The organism is Pseudomonas asiatica, assembly GCF_040214835.1.
GTDB classification, from domain to species: Bacteria; Pseudomonadota; Gammaproteobacteria; order Pseudomonadales; family Pseudomonadaceae; genus Aquipseudomonas; species Aquipseudomonas putida_Z.
Genome location: NZ_CP157874.1, coordinates 1,675,142 through 1,700,730 on the forward strand (window position 1 = coordinate 1,675,142; position 25,589 = coordinate 1,700,730).

General features: G+C 65.7%; 20 protein-coding genes and 1 pseudogene. 9 read left to right on the forward strand and 12 right to left on the reverse strand.

Translation table 11 applies throughout. The features are described 5' to 3' along the window. The 8 genes from ABNP31_RS07670 (at position 1) to ABNP31_RS07705 (ending at position 9,266) form a co-directional block, all read left to right on the forward strand. Positions 1 to 261, forward strand: a complete 261-nt coding sequence (locus tag ABNP31_RS07670; RefSeq protein ID WP_003260154.1) for a YeaC family protein — start codon at positions 1 to 3, stop codon at positions 259 to 261. Next, on the forward strand, positions 258 to 1,088 hold the full coding sequence (locus tag ABNP31_RS07675; RefSeq protein ID WP_350013158.1) for a DUF2797 domain-containing protein: 831 nt from the start codon (positions 258 to 260) through the stop codon (positions 1,086 to 1,088). Before ABNP31_RS07670 ends, ABNP31_RS07675 begins: the two co-directional genes overlap by 4 nt. Before the next feature lie 13 nt (positions 1,089 to 1,101). Continuing rightward, positions 1,102 to 3,759 carry an aminopeptidase N gene (gene pepN / locus ABNP31_RS07680; protein WP_238067456.1) on the forward strand — a complete coding sequence of 886 codons (2,658 nt, stop codon included), beginning with the start codon at positions 1,102 to 1,104 and terminating at the stop codon, positions 3,757 to 3,759. Between the two features lie 267 nt (positions 3,760 to 4,026). Beyond that, positions 4,027 to 5,046, forward strand: coding sequence for a WD40/YVTN/BNR-like repeat-containing protein (locus ABNP31_RS07685; RefSeq protein ID WP_350013159.1), 1,020 nt, complete (start codon positions 4,027 to 4,029; stop codon positions 5,044 to 5,046). A 20-nt stretch (positions 5,047 to 5,066) separates the two neighbouring features. Further along, positions 5,067 to 7,442, forward strand: coding sequence for an efflux RND transporter permease subunit (locus tag ABNP31_RS07690; protein ID WP_024086538.1), 2,376 nt, complete (start codon positions 5,067 to 5,069; stop codon positions 7,440 to 7,442). Positions 7,443 to 7,577: 135 nt separating this feature from the next. Continuing rightward, the gene (locus ABNP31_RS07695) at positions 7,578 to 7,868 is read left to right on the forward strand and encodes a DUF5629 family protein (RefSeq protein WP_350013160.1); all 291 of its coding nucleotides are present in this window, start codon (positions 7,578 to 7,580) and stop codon (positions 7,866 to 7,868) included. Then, positions 7,834 to 8,964 (forward strand): lactonase family protein, encoded by a 1,131-nt coding sequence (locus ABNP31_RS07700; RefSeq protein WP_256579031.1) that lies wholly within the window; start codon positions 7,834 to 7,836, stop codon positions 8,962 to 8,964. The genes ABNP31_RS07695 and ABNP31_RS07700 overlap by 35 nt, the downstream gene beginning before the upstream one ends. A 122-nt stretch (positions 8,965 to 9,086) precedes the next feature. Then, complete coding sequence (locus ABNP31_RS07705) at positions 9,087 to 9,266, forward strand: hypothetical protein (protein ID WP_085705870.1); 180 nt, start codon at positions 9,087 to 9,089, stop codon at positions 9,264 to 9,266. A gap of 121 nt (positions 9,267 to 9,387) precedes the next feature. On the opposite strand, the pseudogene ABNP31_RS07710 reads toward ABNP31_RS07705, so the two are convergent. The 11 genes and pseudogenes from ABNP31_RS07710 to ABNP31_RS07760 all read right to left on the reverse strand — a co-directional run. Beyond that, positions 9,388 to 9,534: pseudogene (locus tag ABNP31_RS07710) on the reverse strand (glutathione S-transferase); the annotation flags it as partial. 194 nt (positions 9,535 to 9,728) lie between these two features. After that, entirely contained in the window at positions 9,729 to 10,322 is a 594-nt protein-coding gene (locus ABNP31_RS07715) for a glutathione S-transferase (protein WP_350013161.1), read from the reverse strand. Beyond that, positions 10,319 to 13,963 carry an AAA family ATPase gene (locus ABNP31_RS07720; RefSeq protein ID WP_350013162.1) on the reverse strand — a complete coding sequence of 1,215 codons (3,645 nt, stop codon included), beginning with the start codon at positions 13,961 to 13,963 and terminating at the stop codon, positions 10,319 to 10,321. The genes ABNP31_RS07715 and ABNP31_RS07720 overlap by 4 nt, the downstream gene beginning before the upstream one ends. Further along, positions 13,960 to 15,198 (reverse strand): exonuclease SbcCD subunit D C-terminal domain-containing protein, encoded by a 1,239-nt coding sequence (locus ABNP31_RS07725; protein ID WP_063913831.1) that lies wholly within the window; start codon positions 15,196 to 15,198, stop codon positions 13,960 to 13,962. Before ABNP31_RS07725 ends, ABNP31_RS07720 begins: the two co-directional genes overlap by 4 nt. A 275-nt stretch (positions 15,199 to 15,473) precedes the next feature. Then, the gene (locus tag ABNP31_RS07730) at positions 15,474 to 15,740 is read right to left on the reverse strand and encodes a hypothetical protein (RefSeq protein ID WP_085664955.1); all 267 of its coding nucleotides are present in this window, start codon (positions 15,738 to 15,740) and stop codon (positions 15,474 to 15,476) included. Positions 15,741 to 16,184: 444 nt separating this feature from the next. Next, entirely contained in the window at positions 16,185 to 17,819 is a 1,635-nt protein-coding gene (locus ABNP31_RS07735) for a BatD family protein (RefSeq protein WP_025338267.1), read from the reverse strand. After that, entirely contained in the window at positions 17,816 to 19,534 is a 1,719-nt protein-coding gene (locus tag ABNP31_RS07740) for a vWA domain-containing protein (protein ID WP_085664957.1), read from the reverse strand. The genes ABNP31_RS07735 and ABNP31_RS07740 overlap by 4 nt, the downstream gene beginning before the upstream one ends. Continuing rightward, on the reverse strand, positions 19,531 to 20,607 hold the full coding sequence (locus tag ABNP31_RS07745) for a vWA domain-containing protein (RefSeq protein WP_015269460.1): 1,077 nt from the start codon (positions 20,605 to 20,607) through the stop codon (positions 19,531 to 19,533). The genes ABNP31_RS07740 and ABNP31_RS07745 overlap by 4 nt, the downstream gene beginning before the upstream one ends. Beyond that, entirely contained in the window at positions 20,600 to 21,094 is a 495-nt protein-coding gene (locus ABNP31_RS07750; protein ID WP_015269461.1) for a DUF4381 domain-containing protein, read from the reverse strand. The genes ABNP31_RS07745 and ABNP31_RS07750 overlap by 8 nt, the downstream gene beginning before the upstream one ends. Positions 21,095 to 21,107: 13 nt before the next feature. After that, positions 21,108 to 22,052: a DUF58 domain-containing protein gene (locus tag ABNP31_RS07755; RefSeq protein WP_041506176.1), complete on the reverse strand. Its 945-nt coding sequence runs from the start codon at positions 22,050 to 22,052 to the stop codon at positions 21,108 to 21,110. A gap of 4 nt (positions 22,053 to 22,056) precedes the next feature. After that, complete coding sequence (locus tag ABNP31_RS07760) at positions 22,057 to 23,016, reverse strand: AAA family ATPase (RefSeq protein ID WP_013971644.1); 960 nt, start codon at positions 23,014 to 23,016, stop codon at positions 22,057 to 22,059. A 231-nt stretch (positions 23,017 to 23,247) separates the two neighbouring features. On the opposite strand from ABNP31_RS07760, the gene ABNP31_RS07765 reads away from it, so the two are divergent. Beyond that, positions 23,248 to 24,555 (forward strand): DUF2235 domain-containing protein, encoded by a 1,308-nt coding sequence (locus ABNP31_RS07765; protein WP_350013163.1) that lies wholly within the window; start codon positions 23,248 to 23,250, stop codon positions 24,553 to 24,555. Positions 24,556 to 24,686: 131 nt separating this feature from the next. Here ABNP31_RS07765 and ABNP31_RS07770 read toward each other — a convergent pair whose 3' ends face one another. Continuing rightward, positions 24,687 to 25,580 carry a dihydrodipicolinate synthase family protein gene (locus ABNP31_RS07770; protein ID WP_350013164.1) on the reverse strand — a complete coding sequence of 298 codons (894 nt, stop codon included), beginning with the start codon at positions 25,578 to 25,580 and terminating at the stop codon, positions 24,687 to 24,689. Positions 25,581 to 25,589: the final 9 nt, after the last annotated feature.

The following is a 25,589-nucleotide window of genomic DNA, read 5'->3' on the forward strand; positions in this document are numbered from 1 at the left end:
ATGTCCACTTTCGCGCAAATGATTGAAAACATCACCCCGGAAATCTACGAGAGCCTGAAACTGGCCGTGGAAATCGGCAAATGGTCGGATGGCCGCAAGCTCACTGCCGAGCAGAAAGAGCTGTCGCTGCAGGCGGTAATCGCCTGGGAGATGAAAAACCTGCCCGAAGACCAGCGTACCGGCTACATGGGCCCGCAGGAATGCGCCTCGAAGTCCGCGCCGATCGCCAACATTCTGTTCAAGTCGGACTCGGTACATTGATCGAACTCGCTCGTGGCTCGTTGAGCAAGATGGCGGTAAGCCTGCAGGCGCCAGTGGTGCAGTACAGCTTCCGTCTGGATGACACGCAGGTGCCGGTCAACCCGCTGATCGGCCAGCGCCTGCGCCTTGAATACATCGGCGCCATTCACTGCAGCCATTGTGGCAAGCGCACCAAGACCAGCTTCAGCCAGGGTTACTGCTACCCGTGCATGACCAAACTGGCCCAGTGCGACGTGTGCATCATGGCCCCGGAAAAGTGCCACTACGACGCCGGCACCTGCCGCGAACCGTCGTGGGGCGAACAGTTCTGCATGACCGACCATGTGGTCTACCTGGCCAACTCGTCGGGGATCAAGGTCGGTATCACCCGGGCCACCCAGCTGCCCACCCGCTGGCTCGACCAGGGTGCCAGCCAGGCCCTGCCGATCGTGCGCGTGGCTACCCGCCAGCAGTCCGGCCTGGTCGAAGACCTGCTGCGCAGCCAGGTGCCGGACCGCACCAACTGGCGCGCCCTGCTCAAGGGCGATGCCGAGGAGCTCGACCTGGTCGCCATTCGTGAACAGGTGTTCGACGCCTGTGCCGATGGCCTGCGCGAGCTGCAAGGGCGCTTCGGCCTGCAGGCGATCCAGCCGCTGGCCGACGCCGAAGTGGTGCAGATGAAGTACCCGGTCGAGGCCTACCCATCGAAGATCGTCAGCTTCAACTTCGACAAGGACCCGGTAGTGGAAGGCACGCTGCTGGGCATCAAGGGCCAGTACCTGATCTTCGACACCGGTGTGATCAATATTCGCAAGTACACGGCCTACCAGTTGGCCGTGCTCCAGTAAAAAGGACCTGCACATGCGTACCGAACAACCGCAAGTGATCTACCTCGAGGATTACCAGGCGCCCGAGTACCTGATCGACGAGACGCACCTGACCTTCGAGCTGTACGAGGACCACACCCTGGTTCACGCGCAGCTGGTCATGCGCCGCAACCCGGCACGCGGTGCCGGCCTGCCGCCACTGGAGCTCGATGGCCAGCAGCTGGAGCTGCTGCGCGCCTCGCTGGATGACCAGGAGCTGCAGCCGGGCGACTACCAGCTCGACGCCGACAGCCTGACCGTGCAGCCCAAGGCCGAGCGCTTCACCCTCGACACCAGCGTGAAGATCCACCCCGAGAGCAACACCGCACTGGAAGGCCTGTACAAGTCGGGCAAGATGTTCTGCACCCAGTGCGAGGCCGAAGGCTTCCGCAAGATCACCTACTACCTCGACCGCCCGGACGTGATGAGCACCTTCACCACCACGGTCATCGCCGAGCAGCATCGCTACCCGGTATTGCTGTCGAACGGCAACCCGATCGGCAGCGGGCCGGCAGACGATGGTCGCCATTGGGCCACCTGGGAAGACCCGTTCATGAAGCCGGCCTACCTGTTCGCCCTGGTGGCCGGTGACCTGTGGTGCGTCGAGGACAGCTTCACCCGCCAGTCCGGCCGTGATGTGACCCTGCGCATCTACGTCGAGCCCGAGAACATCGACAAGTGCGACCACGCCATGGTCAGCCTGAAGAAGTCCATGCGCTGGGACGAAGAAGTCTATGGCCGCGAGTACGACCTGGACATCTTCATGATCGTCGCGGTCAACGACTTCAACATGGGCGCCATGGAAAACAAGGGCCTGAACATCTTCAACTCCAGCTGTGTGCTGGCCCGTGCCGAAACGGCCACCGATGCCGCACACCAGCGCGTCGAAGGCGTGGTTGCCCACGAGTATTTCCACAACTGGTCGGGCAACCGGGTCACCTGCCGTGACTGGTTCCAGCTGTCGCTGAAGGAAGGCTTCACGGTGTTCCGCGATGCCGAGTTCAGCGCCGACATGAACTCGCGCACGGTCAAACGCATCGAAGACGTGGCCTACCTGCGCACTCACCAGTTCGCCGAAGACGCTGGCCCCATGGCCCACCCGGTGCGCCCGGACAGCTTCATCGAGATCTCCAACTTCTACACCCTGACCGTGTACGAGAAGGGCGCCGAAGTGGTGCGCATGGTTCGTACCCTGCTGGGCGCAGACGGCTTCCGCAAGGGCAGCGACCTGTACTTCGAACGCCACGATGGCCAGGCGGTGACCACCGACGACTTCATCAAGGCCATGGAAGACGCCAACGGCGTCGACTTCACCCAGTTCAAGCGCTGGTACAACCAGGCCGGCACCCCGCGCCTGGAAGTCAGCGAGGCCTATGACGCGGCCGCGCAGACCTACAGCCTGACCTTCCGCCAGAGCTGCCCGCAGACCCCGGACAAGGCCGAAAAACTGCCGTTCGTGATCCCGGTGGAGCTTGGCCTGCTGGATGCCGCAGGCAACGACCTGCCGCTGCAACTGGCCGGTGAAGCGGCGGCGCAGGGCACCAGCCGCGTGCTGTCGGTGACCGAGGCCGAGCAGACCTTCACCTTCCAGGGCATCCAGGCCAAGCCGCTGCCTTCGCTGCTGCGTGGCTTCAGCGCACCGGTCAAGCTCAGCTTCCCCTACGACCGCGACCAGCTGATGTTCCTGATGCAGCACGACAGCGACGGCTTCAACCGCTGGGAGGCGGGGCAGCAGTTGTCGGTGCAGGTGCTGCAGGAACTGATCGGCCAGCATCAGCGCGGCGAAGCACTCAAGCTCGACCAGCGCCTGATCAGCGCCTTGGGCACCGTGCTCGGCAACGACTCGCTGGACCCGGCCATGGTTGCCGAAATGCTCTCGCTGCCGGGTGAGGCCTACCTCACCGAAATCAGCCAGGTGGCCGACGTGGACGCCATCCACGCCGCCCGCGAGTTCGCCCGCCAGCAGATCGCCGAGCAGCTGTTCGACGCCCTGTGGGCGCGCTATCAGGCCAACCGCGAAGTGTCGCGCAGCACCGCCTACGTGGCCTCGGCCGAGCACTTCGCCCGCCGCAGCCTGCAGAACATCGCGCTGTCGTACCTGATGCAGAGCGGCAAGCCGCAGGTGCTGCAGGCGACCCTGGAGCAGTTCGAGCACTGCGACAACATGACCGAGCGCCTGACCGCCCTGGCCGTGCTGGTCAACTCGCCGTTCGAGGCCGAGCGGGCCAAGGCGCTGGAAGCCTTTGCCGAGCACTTCAAGGACAACCCGCTGGTCATGGACCAGTGGTTCAGCGTGCAGGCGGCCAGTACGCTGCCGGGCGGGCTGGCGCGGGTCAAGGCGCTGATGCAGCACCCGGCGTTCACCCTGAAGAACCCGAACAAGGTACGTGCGCTGGTCGGCGCCTTTGCCGGGCAGAACCTGGTCAACTTCCATGCGGCGGATGGCTCCGGCTACCGCTTCCTGGCGGACCTGGTGATCGAGCTGAATGCGCTGAACCCGCAGATCGCCTCGCGGCAACTGGCACCGCTGACCCGCTGGCGCAAGTATGACGACGCGCGTCAGGCCCTGATGAAGGGCGAGCTGGAGCGGATTCTGGCTTCTGGTGAGCTGTCCAGTGATGTGTATGAGGTTGTGAGCAAGAGCCTGGCTTGAGTTTTCCGTAGCCTGAGCCGACCTCTTCGCGGGTAAACCCGCTCCCACAGGTACTGCACCGCTTTCATGGGCTGTGCAGGACTTGTGGGAGCGGGTTTACCCGCGAAGCTTTTGGAGCCGACAACAAAACATAACACCCCGCCCGTTGTGTTCCCGCAAATATCCCCGCTACGATCCCCTCAAGCTATTGCAGGCCTCTAGATCAGGCTTTTCGCAGTACCTGCAGTGCATTGACCCACCACACAAGAACACAACAGGGGGACAGTCATGAGGGAACAGAACAGGCGCTTTGCCTGGCCATTGGCAGCCGGCGCGGTACTGGCGCTGGGGCTTGGCGTGTGGGCTGACAGCGTGCAAGCCGCTGCCGCCGACGAGTATTCCACCGAATCGGCCAAGGCCAGCCAAAGCCTGCTGATCGACGCCACCCATGCCGGCAAGCGCCTGGTGGTGGTGGGCGATCGCGGTCATATCCTGTTCTCCGACGACCAGGGCAGCACCTGGACCCAGGCGCGGGTGCCCACCCGGCAACTGCTGACCGCGGTGTTCTTCCTCGACGACAAGCGCGGCTGGGCCGTCGGCCACGATGCGCTGGTGCTCGCCAGCAGCGATGGTGGTGCCACCTGGAGCAAGCAGTTCGAAGACCTGTCCCGCGAAGCACCCTTGCTCGATGTCGCCTTCCTCGACGCCCAGCACGGCTTTGCCGTAGGTGCCTATGGCGCCTTGCTGGAAACCACCGACGGCGGCCAGCACTGGCAGGATGTCGCCGAGCGCCTGGACAACCCCGACCAGCTGCACCTGAACGGTATCGCCCAGGTGCGTGACGCGGGCCTGTTTATCGTCGGCGAGCAGGGTGGCATGTTCCGCTCCGCCGACAACGGCCAGACCTGGGCCAAGGTCGAGGGCCCTTACGAGGGCTCGCTGTTCGGCGTGATCGGCACTGCCCAGCCGAACACCCTGCTGGCCTACGGCCTGCGCGGCAACCTGTTCCGTTCCACCGATTTTGGTGACAGCTGGCAGCCGATCGAGCTCAAGGCCGCACGTGGAACCCTCGAATTCGGCCTGGCAGGCGCTACGCTTGTCGAGGACGGTAGCCTGGTGCTGGTCGGCAATGGCGGCAGCGTGCTGCGCAGTACCGATGATGGCCAGACCTTCAGTGTCTACAACCGCGCCGACCGCATTGCCCTGGCCGGCGTCAGTGGCCTGGCCGATGGCGGCCTGCTGCTGGTAGGGCAGGGTGGCGTGCACCTGGCTGACCCGCAGGGTGCTGACCAGGAGGTGCGTCCATGACCAGCAGGGAGAGCATCACCATGCACCCGCATCACCAGGACAAGGCCACGCTGCTCGAACGCCTGATCTTCAACAATCGCCCCGTGGTCATCGCCCTGTGCGTACTGGTCAGCATCTTCCTGTTCTGGCAGGCCACGCAGATTCGCCCGTCCACCAGCTTCGAGAAGATGATCCCGCTGCAGCACCCGTTCATCGAGCAGATGATGGAGCACCGCAACGACCTGGCCAACCTCGGCAACACCGTGCGCATTTCGGTGGAGGCCGTGAATGGCGACATTTTCGACAAGGACTACATGGAGACCCTGCGGCAGATCCATGACGAAGTGTTCTACATCCCTGGCGTCGACCGTGCCGGGCTGAAGTCGCTGTGGAGCCCCAGCGTGCGCTGGAGCGAGGTCACCGAGGAAGGCTTCTCCGGTGGCGAGGTGATCCCCAACACCTACAACGGCTCGCAGGACAGCCTCGACACCCTGCGCGACAACGTGCTCAAGTCGGGCCAGGTGGGGCGCCTGGTGGGCAACAACTTCAAGTCCAGCATCGTCGACGTGCCGCTGCTGGAGAGCTACCCAGACCCGCAGGACCCGGGCAAGCAGGTGAAGCTGGACTACCAGCAGTTCTCGCACCAGCTGGAAGAAAAGATCCGTGACAAGTTCCAGGCGCAGAACCCCAACGTGAAGGTGCACATCGTCGGCTTCGCCAAGAAGGTCGGCGACCTGATCGACGGCCTGGTGATGGTGGCGATGTTCTTCGGCGTCGCCCTGGCCATCACCTGGGTGCTGCTGTACTGGTTCACCTGGTGCATCCGCAGCACCATCGCCGTGCTCATCACCACCCTGGTGGCGGTGGTCTGGCAGCTGGGCCTGATGCATGCGGTGGGCTTTGGCCTGGACCCGTACTCGATGCTGGTGCCGTTCCTGATCTTCGCCATCGGCATTTCCCACGGGGTGCAGAAGATCAACGGTATCGCCCTGCAGTCGAGTGACGCCGACAACGCCCTGACCGCCGCCCGGCGCACGTTCCGCCAGCTGTTCCTGCCGGGGATGATCGCCATCCTCGCCGACGCCGTGGGCTTCATCACCCTGCTGATCATCGACATCGGGGTGATTCGTGAACTGGCCATCGGTGCTTCCATCGGTGTGGCGGTGATCGTGTTCACCAACCTCATCCTGCTACCGGTAGCCATCTCCTACGTCGGCATCAGCAAGAAGGCCGTCGAGCGCAGCAAGCAGGACGCCACCCGCGAGCACCCGTTCTGGCGCCTGCTGTCGAACTTTGCCAGTGCCAAGGTGGCGCCGGTGTCGGTGGCCCTGGCGCTGGTCGCCTTCGCCGGTGGCCTTTGGTACAGCCAGAACCTGAAGATCGGCGACCTCGACCAGGGCGCGCCGGAGCTGCGCCCCGACTCGCGCTACAACCAGGACAACAACTTCATCATCAGCAACTACTCGACCAGTTCCGACGTGCTGGTGATCATGGTCAAGACCCCGCCGGAAAGCTGCTCGATCCACTCGACCATGGCGCCGATCGACGAGCTGATGTGGACCATGCAGAACACCCCGGGCGTGCAGTCGGCAATTTCCCTCGTGACCGTGTCCAAGCAGGTGATCAAGGGCATGAACGAGGGCAGCCTGAAATGGGAAACCCTGTCGCGCAACCCGGACATCCTCAACAACTCCATCGCCCGCGCCGATGGCCTGTACAACGGCGACTGCTCGCTGGCGCCGGTGCTGGTGTTCCTCAACGACCACAAGGCCGAAACCCTGGAGCGGGTCACTGCCGTGGCCAAGGCGTTTGCCGACAGCCACAACAAGGAAGGCCTGCAGTTCCTGCTGGCGGCGGGCAATGCCGGGATCGAGGCGGCGACCAACGAGGTGATCAAGTCGGCCGAGCTGACCATCCTGATCCTGGTGTACATCTGTGTGGCGGTGATGTGCCTGATTACCTTCCGCTCGTTTGCCGCCACCCTGTGCATCGTCCTGCCGCTGGTGCTGACCTCGGTGCTGGGCAACGCGCTGATGGCCTACATGGGCATCGGGGTCAAGGTGGCGACCTTGCCGGTGGTGGCGCTGGGTGTGGGCATTGGCGTGGACTATGGCATCTACATCTACAGCCGGCTGGAAAGCTTCCTGCGTGCCGGGTTGCCGTTGCAGGAGGCTTATTACGAGACCCTGCGCTCGACTGGCAAGGCGGTGCTGTTCACCGGGTTGTGCCTGGCCATCGGCGTGTGCACCTGGATTTTCTCGGCGATCAAGTTCCAGGCGGACATGGGGCTGATGCTGACCTTCATGCTGCTGTGGAACATGTTCGGTGCGCTGTGGCTGCTGCCGGCGCTGGCAAGGTTCCTGATCAAGCCTGAGAAGATGGTGGGCAAGGAGGGGGGCTCCATTTTCGCTCATTGACCGCAGGGAGCCGCTCCTGCAGGGGAACGCGTATCGGCAGGCTGATGCGATCCCTGTAGGAGCGGCCTTGTGTCGCGATGGGCTGCAAAGCAGCCCCAGGGCTATAATGCCAACTCATTTCAGATTGGTACCCCCATGTCCCCCCTCGCCACCGCCCTGCAGTCCTGCGACATGCTCCTGATCGACGGCCTGCACGCCTTCGACTTCACCTCCGATGAATCCGGCCTCACCATCGAATGCATGGACGGCCGCCAGCTCCGCCGCTGGTCCTTCCCCCCCGAGCAGATCACTGCTGCCATCGCCGTGGGTGACGAGTGGCAACTCGACGATGCCAACGGCGAGCATCGGCTAGTCTGTATGAGTGCCTTTCGTGCCCCGGATGATGACGAAGATGAATCGGATCTGGACGAGCCTGCTGACCGTTAGCCTGATGAGCATGACCCTCCACGCCCACGCCGCCACCTTGCTGGTGGGCAGCTACACCGATGGCGCCAGCCAGGGCATCTACCGCTATCAGTTTGACGAAAAGACCGGCCATATCGACCCTGCGCCGCAGCAGGTAGTGAAGAGTGTCAGCCCTTCGTGGCTGGTATTGTCGGCCGATCAACGCCAGCTGTTCGCGGTCAATGAAACCCCGAACGGCCATGCCAGCAGCTTCAGCGTCAGTGCAAAAGGCGAGATCAAGCCCATCAACCAGGTGGCCAGCCAAGGTGACGAGCCGACTCACGCCAGTCTCAGCCAGGACCAGCGTTATCTGTTCGTGGCCAATTACGCGGTCAAGCCCGACCCTGGCGGCAGCCTGGTGGTAATCCCGGTGGCCAAGGACGGCAAGCTCAAGCCGGTGGTGCAACAGGCCCGGCACAAGGCGAGCGGGGTCAACCCCGAGCGCCAGGCCGGCGCCCATGTGCATTCGCTGGTGCTGTCACCCGACGGCCGCCACCTGTATGCCAGCGACCTGGGTGCCGACAAGGTGTTCATCTACCGCTACGACGGTGCCAGCGCAGACCACCCGCTGACGCCGGCGATCCCCGCGTCGGTGGACCTGCCGCCGGGCAGCGGGCCGCGCCACCTGTTGTTCGACGCCAAGGGCCGGCACGCCTACCTGACCCTGGAAATGAGTGCCGATGTGGTCATGTTCGATGTGCAGGAGGGCAACCTGGTCGAACGCCAGCGCCTGCCCCTGACCGAGAGCAAGGAAGCTGCGGCGAAAGCGGCAGGTGGCTTGCACCTGTCGGCAGACGGGCGCTTCCTGTATGTGAGCAACCGAGGCACGGCCAACGAGATCGTGGTGTTCAGCGTGGGCAAGCAGGATGGCCAGCTGACATTCCTGCAGCGCCGTTCGGTGGAGGGGGATCATCCCCGCGAGTTCGCCCTCGATCCGAGTGACAACTTCCTGCTGGTGGCCAACCAGAAGAGCAACCAGATCGTGGTGATCCGCCGCGATCCGCGCAGCGGCAAGCTGTTGGAGACGGTGCAGACGCTGAAGCAGGATGCGCCGTCGGACCTGAAATTCATCGAGTGATATCGATCGGCGTGATAATCGATACTGCCGCAATGAATTTTTGCCTGCGGCTTCGGCGGCGTAAGTTTGACCCAAGGCCCAAACAGGCCAACGTCAAACCACCGCCGTCGAGGTCAGCCCAGATGAACTTCAATCTCTTCCCGGTCATTGCCGCATCCGCCATTTCCGCTTCGGTCGTATTGCCGACGCATGCCCATGCCGACAGCAGCGGCAAGGCGTCTGCTACCCATAGCTACACCGAACAGTACCTGCGCCAGAGCGCCAACTTCCATGCGGCATTGAGTGGCAAGCACACCCACTGAATCCTGTACTGGCCCTATCGCCGGCAAGCCAGCTCCCACAGGGGTTGAGCAGGCCTCAGGTCCAGCGCCGTACCTGTGGGAGCTGGCTTGCCGGCGATAGGGCCAGTACAGGAAACAGGGTTCATTTGGCCATTACGGCCTTGAACAGCTCCGAAGCCAACCACCCCTCCAGCCAGCTCCGCACCCGCGGATAAGCCGCCTCGGCGAACCACTGCGGTTCGACCCCGGCAAACTGGCGCATCAGGGGCAGCAACGCGGCATCGGCAATGCGGCATTGAGTGGCAAGCACAACCACTGACTCAAGCCTGACACGGATCCTGTGGGAGCGGCCTTGTGTCGCGAAAGGGGCGCGAAGCGCCCCCAGGATTTCGGCGGTTTACCCCAGGATTGACGGGGCCGCTGTGCGGCCCTTTCGCGACACAAGGCCGCTCCCACAGGTGACTGTGCAATGCTGATAGTTGTTCATTTGGCCATGACTGACCTGAACAGCTCCGAAGCCAACCACCCCTCCAGCCAGCTCCGCACCCGCGGATAAGCCGCCTCGGCGAACCACTGCGGTTCGACCCCGGCAAACTGGCGCATCAAGGGCAGCAACGCGGCATCGGCAATGCTCGGGTGCGTGGCCAGCAAGTAGGGCCTGCCTGCCAGCAGGCCTTCGAGCTCCGCCAGCCAGGCCTCGGCCTGCTGGCGGTAATGCTCGCGGGTATGCTCGGGGTAGCGCTCGGCATACTTGTACAGGTTCACCTGCGCCTTGAACGTGCTGTCGTTGCGCGCAATCAGGGTTTCAGCCTGCTGCGCCGCCACAGGGTCGGCCTGCAGCCGCCAGTCCTGTGGGTCGTTTTGCTCCAGCGCCCAGCGCATGATGTCCAGGCTTTCTTCGAGCACCCCGGCACCGGTATCCAGTACCGGCACCGTGCCCTTGGGTGACAAGGCCAGCAGTTCTGCCGGCTTGTTCTTCATCGCTACCTCGCGAATCTCCACCTCGCACCCCGCATAGCGCAGGGCCAGGCGCGCGCGCATGGCCCAGGGGCAGCGGCGGAACGAGTAGAGGATCACCCGCACACCTCCACGTCACTCAGGCCATTGCCTTGGCGGCGTACCTGGATCTGTACCGGGATGCGTTCGTGCATTTCCTGCACGTGGGAAATCACCGCCACCTTGCGGCCCTGGGCCTGCAAGCCGTCGAGTGCATCCATTGCCAGTTGCAGCGACTCGGGGTCGAGGCTGCCGAAGCCTTCGTCGATGAACAGCGATTCGATGCGCAGCGTGCTGGAGGCCATCGAGGCCAGGCCCAGGGCAAGGGCCAGCGACACCAAAAAAGTTTCCCCGCCAGACAGCGAGTGCACCGAACGCAGTTCGTCACCCATCTCGGTGTCCAGCACCAGCAGGCCGAGGGCGCTGCCGCCGCGCTTGAGGCGGTAGCGGCGGGCCAGCTGGCGCAGTTGGGCGTTGGCGTGGTGCAGCAAAAGGTCGAGGTTGTAGCCCTGGGCGATCTTGCGGAACACATCGCCCGAGGCCGAACCGATCAGGGCGTTCAAGCGAGCCCAGCGTTGCCACTGCTGGTGGGCCTGTTCGATTTCCGCCGCCAGCGCCTGGTGCGCCTGTTGGCGACGCTGGTCATCGGCCTGCTGTGCACGCAGTTCGGCGCATTGCTGCTCATGGCCGGCCAGGCGTTCGCGCAGTTCGGTCAGGGCCTGTTCCAAGGCGTCGGCCGAGGTGTCCACGGTCATTTGCGCGGCATGTTGCTGCAGGCGTTGTTCACGTTCCTGCAGCAGCACGCGGCCCTGTTCGATGGCCTTTTCGGCGCCTTGCAGGCGCTGGCGCAGCTCATTGACCTGCGCATCCTCCATGCCCAGCAGGCGATCCAGGCCGGCGTCGTCCAGTTCCGGGTGTTCTGCGCGCCACTGGGCGATCTGGCCCTGCAACTGCTGGCACTCGGCGTCCAGCGCCTGCTGCTGCTGGGTGTTGGCCTTGAGTTCGCTGGCCAGTTGCACGCCTTGGGTACGCAACTCCTGCAGGCGCTGGGCAGTGTCGGTGTCGAGGGCGCGGGCCTGCTCCAGCGAGGCGTCCATGTGCTGTTGCCAGATCTCGGCGCTTGCATGCCCGCCAAGCAGTTCGCCAAGCGAAGCCTGGGCCTGTTGGCGCTGCTCGTCGAGGGCGGCAAGTTTCTGCTGCAGCTGCTGCTGGGTCTGCACGCGTGCCTGCTGCTGGTCGCGCAGCTTGTCCAGCTGGGCCTGGCGGGCTCGCTGTTCTTCCTGTTCGTCCTTGCGCTGCTCCAGTTGCTGCAGGCGTTGGGCGATCTGCTGGTCCAGGGCGAGGAAGGCATTGGCCGGGTCGTCGTTCAAGGCCTTGAGGGCCTCTTCGGGCAATACGCCGGCAAGGTCCGCGAGGCCTTGCTGCAACTGCTGCTCGTCGCTGGCCAGGGCCTGGTGCTGTTGCTCCAGGTGGCGCTGGGCTTGCTGTTGCGCCTGCTGGGCGGCCTGCAGTTGCTGGTTGAGACGGGCTGCATCTTTTTGCAGGGCGAGCAGGGCGCTCTGGCGTTTCTCGTCCTGGCCGATTTCTTCGTCCAGGCGCCGCAGCTGGCTGTCGAGCCAGGCACTGCGGGCCTTGTCGTCCTGCGGGGCCAGGGCCGGCCACAGGCTGTGCGCCTGCACCTGGGCCACCAGCGGTTGCAGCTGTTCGTCCAGTTGCTGCTGTTGCTGCTGGAAGTCCTTGAGCTGGGCGTTGACCACGCCCAGCTGGGTGCGCAGCTCCACCAGCTTGCTGTTGAGGGTTTCGACCTGCTTCTGCGCGGCATCTTCTTCGGCCTGGTCATGGCGACCCAGGCTTTGCAGCAGCGCTTCAGGCTGGTGGAACGGGTGCTCGGCGCTGCCGCACACCGGGCAGGGTTCGCCGTCACGCAACTGGCCGCGCAACTCTTCGACGCTGGTGTTGCGTGCCAGGCGCTGGCGTTCCAGCAACTGGCGGGTGAGGTTGAGCGCTTGCTCGGCGGCTTCCAGCTCGGCCTTGGCGGCGGTGCCTTCGGTAATCAGTTGCTGGCGCTGCTGCATGGCCTGCTGCTGACGCACGCGCACGGCCTCCAGCTGCTGGCGCAGTTCCAGTTCACGGCCATGCAGGCGTGACAGCTCTTCCACGGCGCGCTGCTGCTTGCGGTTGTCCTGCAGCATGCCACCCAGCAGGTCGATCTGTTCTGCCAGGGCCTGGGGTTCGGCCTTGGCTTCGCGGAACAGCAGCTCGAAGGCATCGCGCTCGGCCTGCAAGTGCGCATTGGCCTGGCTGGCCTGGGCCTGCAGGCCGGGCAGCTCTTCACGGCCCTTGGCCAGGCGGCCCCCGATCAGCATCACTTGCTTCAGTTGCGGCAGGTAGGCGTGCCAGGCATTGGCCAGGCCCGCCAGGTGCTGGCTGTCGGCGAGCGCGGTGTCGATCTGCGCCAGTTGCTGCAGGCTGCGCTGCTGGTTGTCTTCCAGCTGCTGCAGGTGCTGCTGGCCTTCGGCGACCTGCTGCTCGGCCTGCTGGCCGGCGCTGCGCTGTGCTGCCAGCTCCTGCTCCAGACGGGCCAGGTTGTCCTGGGCGGCGAAGGCCTGGCGCAGGCGAGGGGCGTTCTCGCTGTGTTGGGCCTGGCTATCGGCAAGCGCCTGACGCGCGGCGTCCAGCGCCTGCTCAAGCTCGCTGGTGCGCACTTGCAGCTCGGCTTGCTGCTGCTGTTGTTCGGCGATCTTCGCTGCCAGCGGTGCCAGTTGCGCGGTCAGTGTCTGCTGGCGGTGGAACTGGTGACGCTGCGGGGCCAGGCGCTCCAGGCGCACAAGGTCCAGGCGCTGCTCAGCCAGTTGTTGCCAGCCCTGCTCGGCGGCCTGCAGCGCGGTGCCGGCTTCGGCGTGCTGGGCCTGCAGTTGGCGCTGCTCGTTCAGCCAGTTGCGTTGCTGCTCCAGCTGGCGCTCGCCGGCCTGGTCGGCCTTGAACTGCTGCTGCGCCTGTTCCAGGCGCTGGTCGAGCTCGGCGCGGGCTTCGGCGGCCATCGGCAGCAGGTGGCTGGCACGGTCCTTCAGGGCATTGTGGGCCTCGCCGGCTTCGCGTGCCTTGCTGAAGGCCCGCTGGCCCAGGCGGGTGTAGATGGCGGTGTTGGTGAGCTTTTCCAGCAGCTCGCTGCGTTCTTTGTCGTCGGCCTTGAGGAAGGCGCCGAATTCGCTCTGGGCCAGCATCACCGCGCGGGTGAACTGTTCGAAGTTCAGGCCCAGGCGGGCTTCGACCAGTTGTTTGTATTCGTTCTTGCCGCTGCCCAGTACCTGCTCGCTGTCCAGGTCATAGAAGCTCTGGCGGCTGTGCTGCAGCTTGCCGTTGGCCTTGTCGCGGGCGCGGTTGGCTTCCCAGCGGGCGCGGTAGCGGCGGCCATCGATGCCGACGAAATCGACTTCGGCAAAGCCGCTGCCGGTGCCGCGGCGCAGCAGGTTGCGCGGGTCGGAGGTAGGGATTTCACCGTCTGCATCCGGCACCTTGGCCTCGCGGCCAATGTCGTTCAGCCGTGGTACGGTGCCGAACAACGCCAGGCACAGGGCGTCGAGCAGGGTACTCTTGCCCGCCCCGGTAGGCCCGGTGATGGCGAACAGGCCGGCGCTGGCCAGCGGTTCGGCGGTGAAATCGATATCGACCGGGCCGGCCAGGGATGCCAGGTTCTTCAGGCGGATGGCAAGAATCTTCATGGCTGTTCCTCTTCCTGCTGCACGTCCTGCAACAGCAGGGCGAAGTCGGCCAGCGCCTGTTCGTCGGCGGGGTTGCCATAGGCTTGCTCCCAGGCGCGACTGAACAGGTCCTGCGGGGTCATCTGGGCCAGTTCGACAAAGGCCAGGTCATCGTCTTCGGCATTGTTGCGGCCGGCGTATTCGGCGCTGATGCGGATCAAGCGCACGGCCTTGCCTTCCAGTGCGGTTTCGATCTGCTGGCGCAGGTCGGGTTGCGGCTCATCCAGTATCACTCGCACCTCCAGCCAGGGCTGGCGGTTGGGGTCTTCGAGCAGGTCGATCACTGGCAGGTCGGCCAACTGCTCCAGCAGTTCGCCCAGTGGTGCCGGGCCGACCCGTTGCAGGGCCACGGCGCGCGGTACCGGGCGCGGTTCGACGCTGACCAGGCCGGTGCCGTCCAGCTCCACTTCCAGCACCTGGTGCGGGTAGTTGATTTCAGCGAACGACAGCGGGATCGGCGAGCCGCTGTAGCGGATGCGTTCTTCGCGGTTGACCTTCTGCGGCTTGTGCAGGTGGCCCAGGGCGACGTAGCTGATGGCCTTGTCGAAAAGCTTGGCTGGCAGCGCCTCGGCGTTGCCGATGATCAGGCTGCGCTCGGAGTCCTCCGACACCGCGCCACCGGCCATGTGCGCGTGGCTGATGGCGATCAGCGCCTGGTCCTTCTTGCGCTTCTTTTGCGCGGCGGCGATCAGCTGCTGGTGCACCTGGGTGATGCCTTGCAGGTAGTCGTCGCCCAATTGCGGGCCGGTCACCTCGGCCGGGCGCAGGAAGGGCAAGGCCAGGCACCAGGCGGCGACCTTGCCACGGCCGTTGGTCAGCGGAATCAGCAGGCGCTCGGCGTCCAGCTGGCCCTCGTCCAGCCAGTGCACACGGCCCAGGGCATGGGTGCGCAGGCGGCGCATCAGCGCCGCGGGCAGCTCGATGCGCGAGCCGGAGTCGTGGTTGCCGGCGATCATCACAATGTCCAGCTTCGGCTGTTGCTCGTGGGCCTGGACGATGAAGTCGTAGAGACGTTCCTGGGCTTTGACCGGCGGGTTGACCGTGTCGAAGATATCGCCGGCGATCAGCAGCGCATCCGGCTGGCGCAGGCGCAGCTGGCCGAGCAGCCAGTCGAGGAAGCAGGCGTGTTCGAAGTCGCGTTCCTGGCCGTGCAGGCTTTGGCCCAGGTGCCAGTCGGAGGTATGAAACAGACGCATGGATGACCTGTTGGTGTCGAGTCGAGCAAGCGGGGAAAGGGCGGTATGGTAACCCAAGCATGGGGCTAACAGGTGCTCGCCTGAAAGTGTGTCGGCGAACACCTGGCAGCCTTGATGCGATCACGCTTTCTGTAGGAGCGGCCTTGTGTCGCGAAAGGGCCGCAAGGCGGCCCCGGCGATTTTGCGGTGATGCGAAGATCCTGGGGGCGCTTTGCGCCCCTTTCGCGACACAAGGCCGCTCCTACAGGGGCTGCGCTTGTCTTGGGGCTGTGTAGTCAGTGCAGGGTGATATCCCCGGTTTGCCGGTGCAACAGCAACTCGGCCAGGGCCTTGGTCATCTGTACGTGATGCACCGCGTTGACCAGCATGTTGATGCCGGGCTCGCCGGCATTGGCGCAGATGTATTCGTCCAGCGAGTCTTCGATGCCGGCCATCAGCTGGAGGGTGTGGATCAGGGCGTCAACCGAGGGTGTGTCCTGGTTGATGGTGTAGAAGGGGCGGGCCGTTAGTTTTACGGGTGGATCGGGGACGATCTTTTTCATGATTCAAACCCTTTGCTTGATCAGAGAATGCCACCACCGCAACCTTCTCACGGGTTTAGGTGGCAGCCGTGCGCGGGGTGAGAAACCGAGGAAGCAAAGGAAAACTCGGCCAGACTGAAGTCTGCCCGCGCGCGGCCGCCATGAAAGCTGGCGGAAATTTGCTTATCGTCGGGTTCTCACACCCGGTCACCGAAGCGACCCGGAAACGTTATCCGTGAGGTGTTTCCCCGACAACAGCGATAGTTCGGCAGCGCGCGTAGGATAATTCCTAAGCGGGTTGATTCTGAAGCATTGGGTTGCAGGTTCAGAAATATCTTACGGTGGCACCGGCTACGCCGGTGTTCGCGGGTGAACCCGCTCCCACAGGTACTGCGCAAGGTTCTTGGCGTACGCGGTCACTGTGGGAGCGGGTTTACCCGCGAAGAGGCCTGCACAGGCAGCACATCACTTGGGATAGAGCGGCGGCAGGCTGCCGTTCTCGCCGGTCGGCAGCAATACCTGCTCAGCCGGCGGAATCGTACCGATCGCCCGCCACAAATCCTCACCCTGCCAATACTGCCCGCTCTCGCTATACAGCGCCCCGTTCAACCCATCCAGTGCATCCGACAACGGTACGAACCGCGCCGCCATCTCGGCCAGGGTCTCCGGCTGCTGGCGGGCCCAGGCGTCCAGCGCCTGGCGGGTTGCCTGTGGGTCGTTGGCCTGGCACGCGCGCTTGAGATCATCCAGCAAGGTACGCGGGCTCGGCCCGGCCTGCGCGGCGCGCAGCACCGCTGGCTGCGAGCGGGCGCGCCACCACAGGGCAAAGCCCAGCAAGGTGGTGAGGGCGAACACCAGGGTGGCCAGCTGCCACGGCCACAGCAAGCTGCTGGCACTGCTGTTGTCGCCAACCGGGGTGTCGGCGCTCAGCGCCGGGTTGTCCTGCACGTTCAGCGTGCGCGCCGGCAGGCTGCTGTGTTCCAGGTGGTCTTCGCGGGTGTTCCACCAGGCCACTTCCAGCGCCGGCAGGGCCAGCGTACCGCTGTGGGTCGGCACCAGGGCTTCGCGCTCTTCGCGGTTGGCGGTCATGCCGCGCTCGCTGATTTCATTGCGCAGCAACGGCTGGTCGGGGTAACGGCGCAGGCCGGTGATTTCGGTGGCTGGCAGCGGCGGCAACTGGGTGCTGGACAAGCCTTCGGCACGCAAGGTGATGTTGCGGGTCAGCGAGTCGCCAATCTGCACCTGCTGGTTGCCAGGGTCGGGGTTCCAGTGCTCTTCCAGGGTCAGGCTGCGGGCCGGTAGCCATGGCACGCCAGCAGGCCAGGCCGCGGGAATCGGCCGCACGGCCAGGCGCAATGGCAGCGAGCTGACCTGCACCTGGTGGCCGGCCCGGGCCGTGCCGTTGGCTTGTGGGGCTTGGTCCGGGCTGGCGGCGGCGGTGGCGGTGAAGGTCAGTGGCGGGATGTCGAGGGTGCCGCTTTGCTGGGCATACACGGCATAGCGGGTTTCGATCACGCCGTGGCGGACGCCGTTGATTTCCTTTTCATAGGTGCGCGATTCACCCAGCGGTTCGACTTTGGCGTTCTCCAGTTGCAGTGGGCTGAGGCTGCTGTCGTCGTACAGTGCCACCGAATGGTAGATGCGCAGGGTGAGCACGGCCTGGGCCTGGACGTAGACCTCGCTGCTGTCGAGCGTGGCTTCGATGAACACCTGCGAGGCACTGTCCTGGCGGCTGGCATCGGCCTGCAGCACTTGCAGTTCGATGGCCTGGCTGTGCGACTGGCCCAGTTGCAGTTCGGGGATGCGCAGGCTGCCGCTGCGCCGCGGCAGCAGGGTGATGATCCAGCGGGTGCTGGCGCGGGTTTCGCCGTCGAGGCTGTGCAGGCTGTTCAGCTGGCGCGTGCCGCGCACTTCGAAGTCACCCTCCAGCGCGCGCAGGTCGGGCTTGCCGAACTGGGTGACGTCCTGGCTTTCCAGGGTCAGCTCCAGGCTTTCGCCGGCTTCCAGGCGGGTACGGTCGACGCTGGCGCGCAGCAACGGTTCGGCCTGGGCCAGCACGGCCCACAGCAGACTGAGGAGAAAGACGCCGAAGCGACTCATCGTGGGGTTTCCTGATGCAATTGCTGTTCATACCAGAATTTGCGCCGCAGCAGCTCCGCCGGGTTGTCGGGGATCTCCCGCAGCCATTGTTCAAGGGCCTGGCGCTGTTCGGCATCGAGGCTGGTCGATACCGGACGCTGCGGCGGCTGGATGACGCTGTCATCCGCGCCCGCCTGGTTGCCGGGCGCTACCTGGCTGTTGCTGCTGCCTTCACCGGGCTGTTCGGCGCTGGCTTGTTCGTCGTTGCCGGCCGTACCCTGGGCCGGGCTGCTGGCCGAGCTGCTGTTGCCTTCGGTTTCGCTGCCGGGCGTGCCTTGGGCATCGCTGCTGGCTGGTTGTTCCTCGGCCTTGGCTTCGCGCTGTTGCAGCAGTTGCTGCACCAGTGCCTGGTTGTCCAGCGCCGCTTGCAGGTCGGGCTGGCGTTCCAGGGCTTGTTCGTAGGCGTCCAGGGCTGCTTCCAGTTCACCGCTATGGGCCAGGGCATTGCCTCGATTGTAGTGGGCGGCGGCAGTGTCGCCTTGGGAAAAGGCTTCGGCGGCGCCAGCATAGTCGCCCGCCTGGTACAGGGCCATGCCGCGCCATTGCGGGTCCTGGAACTGGCGCGCGGCGCTGGCCGGGCGGTTCTGCTCCAGCAGGCGCTGGCCTTGCTGGTCGGGGCGCAGCCACAGGTCACTGAACTCGAAGGCCTGGCTGGGCTGGGGCAGGGCCAGCAGCAGCGGCAGGCAGAACAGCCAGCCGCGTCGGCCGGCACAGGCGGCCAGCAGCAACAGCGGCAGCAGCAGCCAGTAACCCTGATCGGCCCAGCTGTCCAGTTGCAGGGTCTGGCCGTCATTGCGCCCGGCGCGCGGGTTGTCGAACAGGCCCAGGCCACGCAGGTCGAGGTCGTCGATGCGGGCATGCCGGTAGCGCCCGCCGGTGCCGTTGATGAAGCCCTTGAGGCTGGCGCTGTCCAGGCGTGGCAACAGGATGCCGCCCTGGTCGTCCTTGAGGTATTCGCCATTGGCCTGGCGCACCGGTGCGCCTTCGCGGCTGCCGATGCCCAGCATCAGCAGGCTCGGGCCCTGGCGGCCGAGGGCCTGGGCGATGCCTTGGCGCTCCGGGGCGCTGAGCGACGAGCCGACCAGCAGCAGGCGGCCCTGGCCCAGGCCGCTCTGGGCCAGCAGGGCCAGGCCTTTTTGCACGGCCAGGTCGGCGCGCTGGCCGGGTTTGGGCATGATCGACGGGTCGATCGCCTCGAGCAGGTTGCGGCTGGTGGCCAGGTCATCGGACAGTGGCACCAGGGTGTGCGCGGAGCCAGCGTAGACCACCAGCGCAGTCTGGCTGTCGCGGCGGTGCTCCAGCAGGTCGAGGATCTTGCGCCGCGCCTGCTCCAGGCGGTTGGGCGGGCTGTCCTCGGCGAGCATCTGCGGGGTCAGTTCGAGCAGGATCACCAGCGGGTCGGCCGGGCGCTGGCGGCTTTCTTCCACGCGCTGCCAACTGGGCCCGAGCAGCGCCAGGATCACCAGCACCCAGGCCAGGCCCAGCGCCACCCACGGCAGCTTGCTGGTGCTGCCGCTGCCACCGCCGAGCAGGACGCCATGGAACGCCGGCGGCAGAATCATCTGCCAGCGCCCGGCGCGCTTGCGCCGGTGCCATAGTTTGTACAGCAGCCAGGCGAGCAGGGGCACGGCCAGCAGCCAGAGCGGGCGCAACCATTCGGGCCACAGTTCGATCATCGCCGCCTCCTCAGGCGCAGGCGCTTCAGGCGCTGGCGCCATTCCGGGTGCGGTTGCAGGAAGCGCGGCTTGCGCAGCAGGCGGTGCAGCAGGTTGTCGGGCCATTGCACGGCCAGCACCAGCAGCACGCTCAGCAGCAAGGCCAGGGCCAGGGGCCAGGCATACAGGGCCTTGGCCGTGCGCGCCTGGGTCGGTTGCTGGGCCACCGGTTCGAGCTGGTCGAGGGTGTCGCCGATGGCGTCCAGTTCGGCGCCGTCATGGGCGCGGAAGTAGGTGCCGTGGGTGATGTCGGCAATTTCCTTGAGCGAGGCTTCGTCCAGGTCCAGGCTCGGGTTCAGGCCGAGCAGGCCAGGGGTGCCACTGGCTTCGGGGTTGGCACCGATGCCGATGGTGTAGATGCGCACGCCTTCCTGGGCGGCCAGGCGGGCGGCGGTCAGCGGGTGGATCTGCCCGCCGTTGTTGGCGCCGTCGGTGATCAGCACCAGCACCCGGCTTTGTGCCGGGCGTTGACGCAGGCGCTTGACCGCCAGGCCAATGGCATCGCCAATGGCGGTGTTCTTGCCGGCGATGCCGATCTGCGCTTCGTCGAGGAAGGTGCGCACGGTGCGCCGGTCGAAAGTGAGCGGCGCCTGCAGGTAGGCCTGGCTGCCGAACAGGATCAGGCCGACGCGGTCGCCTTCGCGGTCCTGCAGAAAGTCGCCGAGCAGCGCCTTGACCAGGTCGAGGCGGCTGATTTCTTCGTTCTGCCACTGCATGTCGGGGAAGTCCATCGACCCGGACACATCCACCGCCACCAGCAGGTCGCGGCCGCTGGCAGCCACTGGCACCGGCTCGCCCAACCATTGCGGGCGGGCGGCGGCGCACAGCAGCAACAGCCAGATGACGACAAAGGGCGCCTGCTGGCGCCAGGTCGGCAGGTTGAGCCGCGCGCGGCGCCCGGCCAGGCCTTCCAGTTCGTCGAGAAAGCCCACCTTGAGCACCGGTTCGCCGCTGTCGGCGGCCGGCAGCACCAGGCGCGCCAGCCACGGCAGCGGCAACAGGGCGAAGACCCACGGCCAGGCCAGTTCAAACATGCTTGCGAATCCAGGTTTCGACGGCTTGGCTGAGCCCGGCGATGGCCTTGTCGTCGAGCTTGCACTCGGGTTTGTAGGCGCCTTCGACCAGTACCATCCAGCGGGTCAGGCCGGCGGCCGGGCAGCGGTTGTCGAGAAACGCCAGCCACTGGCGGCCGTTGAGGGTGTGGCTGTTGGCGCCCGGGTAGTGGCTGCGGCACAGGCGCTTGAGCAGGGCGTTGATCTGTTGCAGCCAGGCCCCGGCCGGGGCGCCGTCGTAGGGGCGCGGCAGGCGCGCCAGTTCGGCCAGCGCTTCCACGCGCACCGGGTCCAAGGGTTGTTCGGCACGCACGATGCGGCGTTTGCCCGGGCGCCAGTGGCGCACCCGCCACAGGCCCCAGGCCAGCAGCGGCAGCACGGCCAGCAGCAGCCACCAGCCGGGTGCCGGTGGCCACAGGCCGATCGGCGCGGGGGCGATCAGCGGCTGCAGTTGGTCAAGCGGGTTCATTGGCCGCTGCTCTTCATGACGCGCTCCGTGGCCGCTGGGCGTTCAGGTACTCGCGCAGTTGCTCGATCATTTCGCTTTGGGTGCTCAGTGGCATCAGCAGCACGCGCAGCTTTTGCGCCATCAGCTCCCAGCGCTCGATGCGCGCTTCGGCCTGCTGGCGGTAGGCCTGGCGCAGGTTGGCGTCCAGGGTGTCGAGCTCCAGCTGCGCGCTGCGCTGGGCGAAGCGCAGCAGGCCGGCGGCGGGCAGGGCGTGGTCGAGCGGGTCGGACACCGGCATCAGCAGCAGGTCGCAATGGCGCGAGAGCATGGCCAGGTGCTGCTCCACCTGGGCAGTGAGCGAGCGCTCATCGCAGATCACGATGGCCAGGCTGCCGGGGCGCAGCACTTCGCGGGCGCGGCGCAGGGCCAGGCCCAGGCTGTCGGCCCCGGGCGTGGCCTCGGTGTGCAGCGCCTGGTTGACCTTGGCCAGGCGGTTGAGCAGTTGCAGCAGGCTCTGCTTGCTGCGCCGGGGCTTGATTTCGTGGTGTTCGTTGTCGCCGAACACCAACCCGCCGATGCGGTCGTTGTGGCCCAGCGCGGCCCAGCCGAACAGCGCGGCGGCCTGGGCGGCCAGCACCGACTTGAACATCAGCCCCGAGCCGAAGAACAGCCGTTGGCTCTGCTCGACAAGGATGAAGATGGGCCGTTCGCGCTCTTCGTGGAACAGCTTGGTGTGCGGTTCCTGGGTACGCGCGGTGACCCGCCAGTCGATGTTGCGCACATCGTCGCCGGCCTGGTAAACGCGCACCTGGTCGAAGTCCACGCCGCGCCCGCGAAGCTTGGAGTGGTGCAGGCCCACCAGCGGGCTGCGTTGGCCGGGCCGGGAAAACAGCTGGATTTCGCGCACGCGGTGGCGCATGTCGATCAGCTCGGCAAGGCCGATGCGGATGCCGGGTTCGGCCAGCGACGCGGTGGGCATGGGCTCAGGCAACGGCGACGACGTCGAGGATGCGCTGGACCACGCGGTCCTGGTCGATCCCTGCCGCCTCGGCCTCGAACGAGAGGATGATGCGGTGGCGCAGTACGTCGAACAGCACCGCCTGGATGTCTTCGGGGCTGACGAAATCGCGCCCGGCCAGCCAGGCGTGGGCGCGCGCGCAGCGGTCCAGCGAAATGGAACCACGCGGGCTGGCGCCGTAGGCGATCCAGTCGGCCAGTTCGGCGTCGAACTTGGCTGGGGTGCGGGTGGCCATCACCAGTTGCACCAGGTATTCCTCCACCGCGTCGGCCATGTACAGGCCGAGGATTTCCTTGCGGGCGGCGAAGATCGCCTGCTGGCTGACCCGGCGCTCTGGCTTGGTCTCGCCACCCAGGGCTTCACCACGGGCCTGCAACAGGATGCGCCGCTCTACCGCAGCGTCGGGGAAGCCGATTTTCACGTGCATCAGGAAGCGGTCGAGCTGGGCTTCGGGCAGCGGGTAGGTGCCTTCCTGCTCGATCGGGTTCTGCGTTGCCATCACCAGGAACAGCGGCGACAGGTCGTAGGTGCTGCGCCCCACGCTGACCTGGCGTTCAGCCATGGCTTCGAGCAGTGCGGACTGCACCTTGGCCGGGGCGCGGTTGATTTCGTCGGCCAGCACCAGGTTGTGGAAGATCGGCCCCTGCTGGAACACGAAGCTGCCGGTTTCCGGGCGGTAGATTTCGGTGCCGGTGATGTCGGCCGGGAGCAGGTCGGGGGTGAACTGAATGCGATGGAACTGCGCCTCGATGCCTTCGGCGAGCTCTTTGATGGCCTTGGTCTTGGCCAGGCCCGGCGCGCCTTCGACCAGCATGTGGCCGTCGGCCAGGAGCACGATCAACAGCCGCTCGACCAGTTTCTCCTGGCCTAGGATCTGGGAAGAAAGAAAGGTGCGCAGCGCGATCAGCGCTTCACGGTGTTCCATCGGTGACGGTTCCTGGTATGGGGCCGCAGGCGGCTGGAAGCAGCTGCCCTGGCAAGGGGTGATACTTTAATCCATCCGGGGGGGTGGCGACCAATGGCGGCAGGGAAATTTATCCTTGCCCGGGGCCATGCAGGTCCGGAAATGTCCTGCATATGGCTGGCCATTGGCTGATGTTCCGCGGCGGTGTGCTGGCGCCTGCTTGTGCTTTTTGTACAAGCAGGAGGCAGGACAATGGGCCTGAACAGCTGTAGCACTGCACGCATCATGCCGGTCACTCTGCGTTTTGGCGTGTTCTTCGATGGCACCGGTAACAACCTGAACAATGTGATGCCGGTGGATTCACCGGTGGGTAAAGGGGGCAGTTATGCCAATGCCTTGAGCAACGTGGCCCTGTTGCATGCGCTGTATCCGGTGCAGGGGGCCAATGCTGACGGGACCATGGCGTTTCTGAAGCGCTATGTCGAGGGCGTGGGCACCCTGGCGGGGGAGGCGGATCATGCCTATGCCTCGGCCACCGGGTGTGGGCGTTGGGGGGCCGAGGCGCGGGTCGCCGAGGCCTTGGCGGGGATTGCCGGGCAGTTGCGGGACTGGGGCGAGGCGCATCCGCAGGCAAGGCTCGAGCGGGTCGAGTTCGACCTGTTCGGTTTCAGCCGGGGCGCGGCGGCGGTGCGGCATCTGGCCAACCTGCTGCATGATGGCGGCGACAGTCTGTTGGCGGTGTCCTGCGGCATCGTCATCAATTTCATCGGCCTGTTCGACACGGTGGCGGCGATCATCGCGCCGCTACAGGGCGACTTCGACCCCGCCGACGACCGCCATGGTGGCTTGCGCCTGGGCCTGGGTGCGGGCATTGCCCGGCAAATGGTGCAGCTGGTGGCGGGGGACGAGCAGCGGCACAACTTCCCGCTGGTGCGCAGCGGCCATGACATCGTGTTGCCAGGCGTGCACTCGAACATTGGCGGTGGTTACCCGGATACCACGCAGGAGCAGGTGCTGCTGTGCAAACCGCATTCTCAGCGGGTGCCGCTGAGAATGCGCGTCGAGCACACGCGTGTGCACGCAACAGTCAGTGCGTTGCTGGCGTCGTCGTTTGGTGAAATGGGCGCGCCCAGGCCGCGTGTGCTGGCCTGGGAGGAGCCGATTGCCGGTGGCCTGCCTAGCGAGGCGCAAAAGCAGGTTTATGCGGCGGTGTACCGCGAGCGGGAAGTGGCGGGGCAGCTTTCCCGGGTGTACCTGAGCATCATGCGTGAGTTGGCGGTGCGGGCGGGTGTGCCGTTTGCGCCGTTGGGCGGGCAGGCTGAGCATCGGTTGCCGGAGGAGTTGCTGGGCATCAGCCGCAAGTTGCACGGGTTTGCCTTGGGTGAGAGTGAGCAGCCTGGGTTGACCGAGGATGAGCTGCGTTTGTTGCGCGACAGGTATGTGCATGCGTCGGCGAACTGGAATGCGTTGAAGGGGTTGCGTAACAGTGTGCTGGATGTGCTGTTCGTCGATCGGCCGGGGGCGGGGGGGCGGGTGAAGCATGCCAACCCGGTCGCGTGAGTCGTCTGTGGGCGTGGGTTTGCATGGCACCAGCTGCGCCGGTGTTCGCGGGTGAACCCGCTCCCACAGGTCCTGCGTCAACCCTGAGAGCGGCGCGATACCTGTGGGAGCGGTCTTGCGGCTGCGATGGGTCAGTCAGCCGCGCTCAGGGCGTCCAGCAGGCTCTTCAGGTACGCGCTGCCTTGCGCATCCAGCGGCTGCAGGGGCAGGCGTGGAGTGCCGACATCCTGGCCGAGCATCTTCAAGCCGGCCTTGATGGTGGTGGGCAGGCCACGGCGGGTGATGTATTCCAGCAGTTCGTACTGGCGGTAGAACAACGCGCGAGCTTCAGCCAGGTCGCCTTGCTGCACCGCGTCCCACAGCGCCAGGTTCAGCGCTGGGATCAGGTTGGGCGCGGCAGTGCACCAGCCGGTGGCACCGGCCACGAGGGCTTCCAGGGTGAGCGGGTTGCAACCGTTGTAGAAGGCCACCTGGCCATCGGTGGCCTTGAACAGGCGGTGCATGCGCTGGATGTCGCCGGTGCTTTCCTTGACCATCGTCACATTGGGCACTTCGCCGAGGATGCGCAGGATCAGCTCCACCGACAGGTCGGTGCCGCTGGTGCCCGGGTTGTTGTAGAGCATGATCGGAATGTCGATGGCCGCACCCACCGCCTTGTAGTGGGCGGCCACTTCGGCTTCGGTGAGCTTCCAGTAGGAGATGGGCAGCACCATCACCGCCGTGGCGCCGCAGGCCTGTGCCAGGCGGGCGCGCTGCACGGTGCGTGCGGTGGTCAGGTCGGAGACGCTGACCACGCTGGGTACGCGGCCGGCAATGCGTGCCAGGCTGAAACGCACCACCGTTTCCCATTCGCTGTCGGACAGGTAGGCGCCTTCGCCGGTGCTGCCCAGTGGTGCGATGGCGTGCACGCCGTCTTCTATCAGGCGGTCGATGGACAGGCCCAGGGCATCCAGGTCGAGCGCGCCGTCTGCCGTGAAGGGAGTGATGGTGTAGCCGATAACGCCGCGAATTACAGGTGTAGACATAACCAGGCA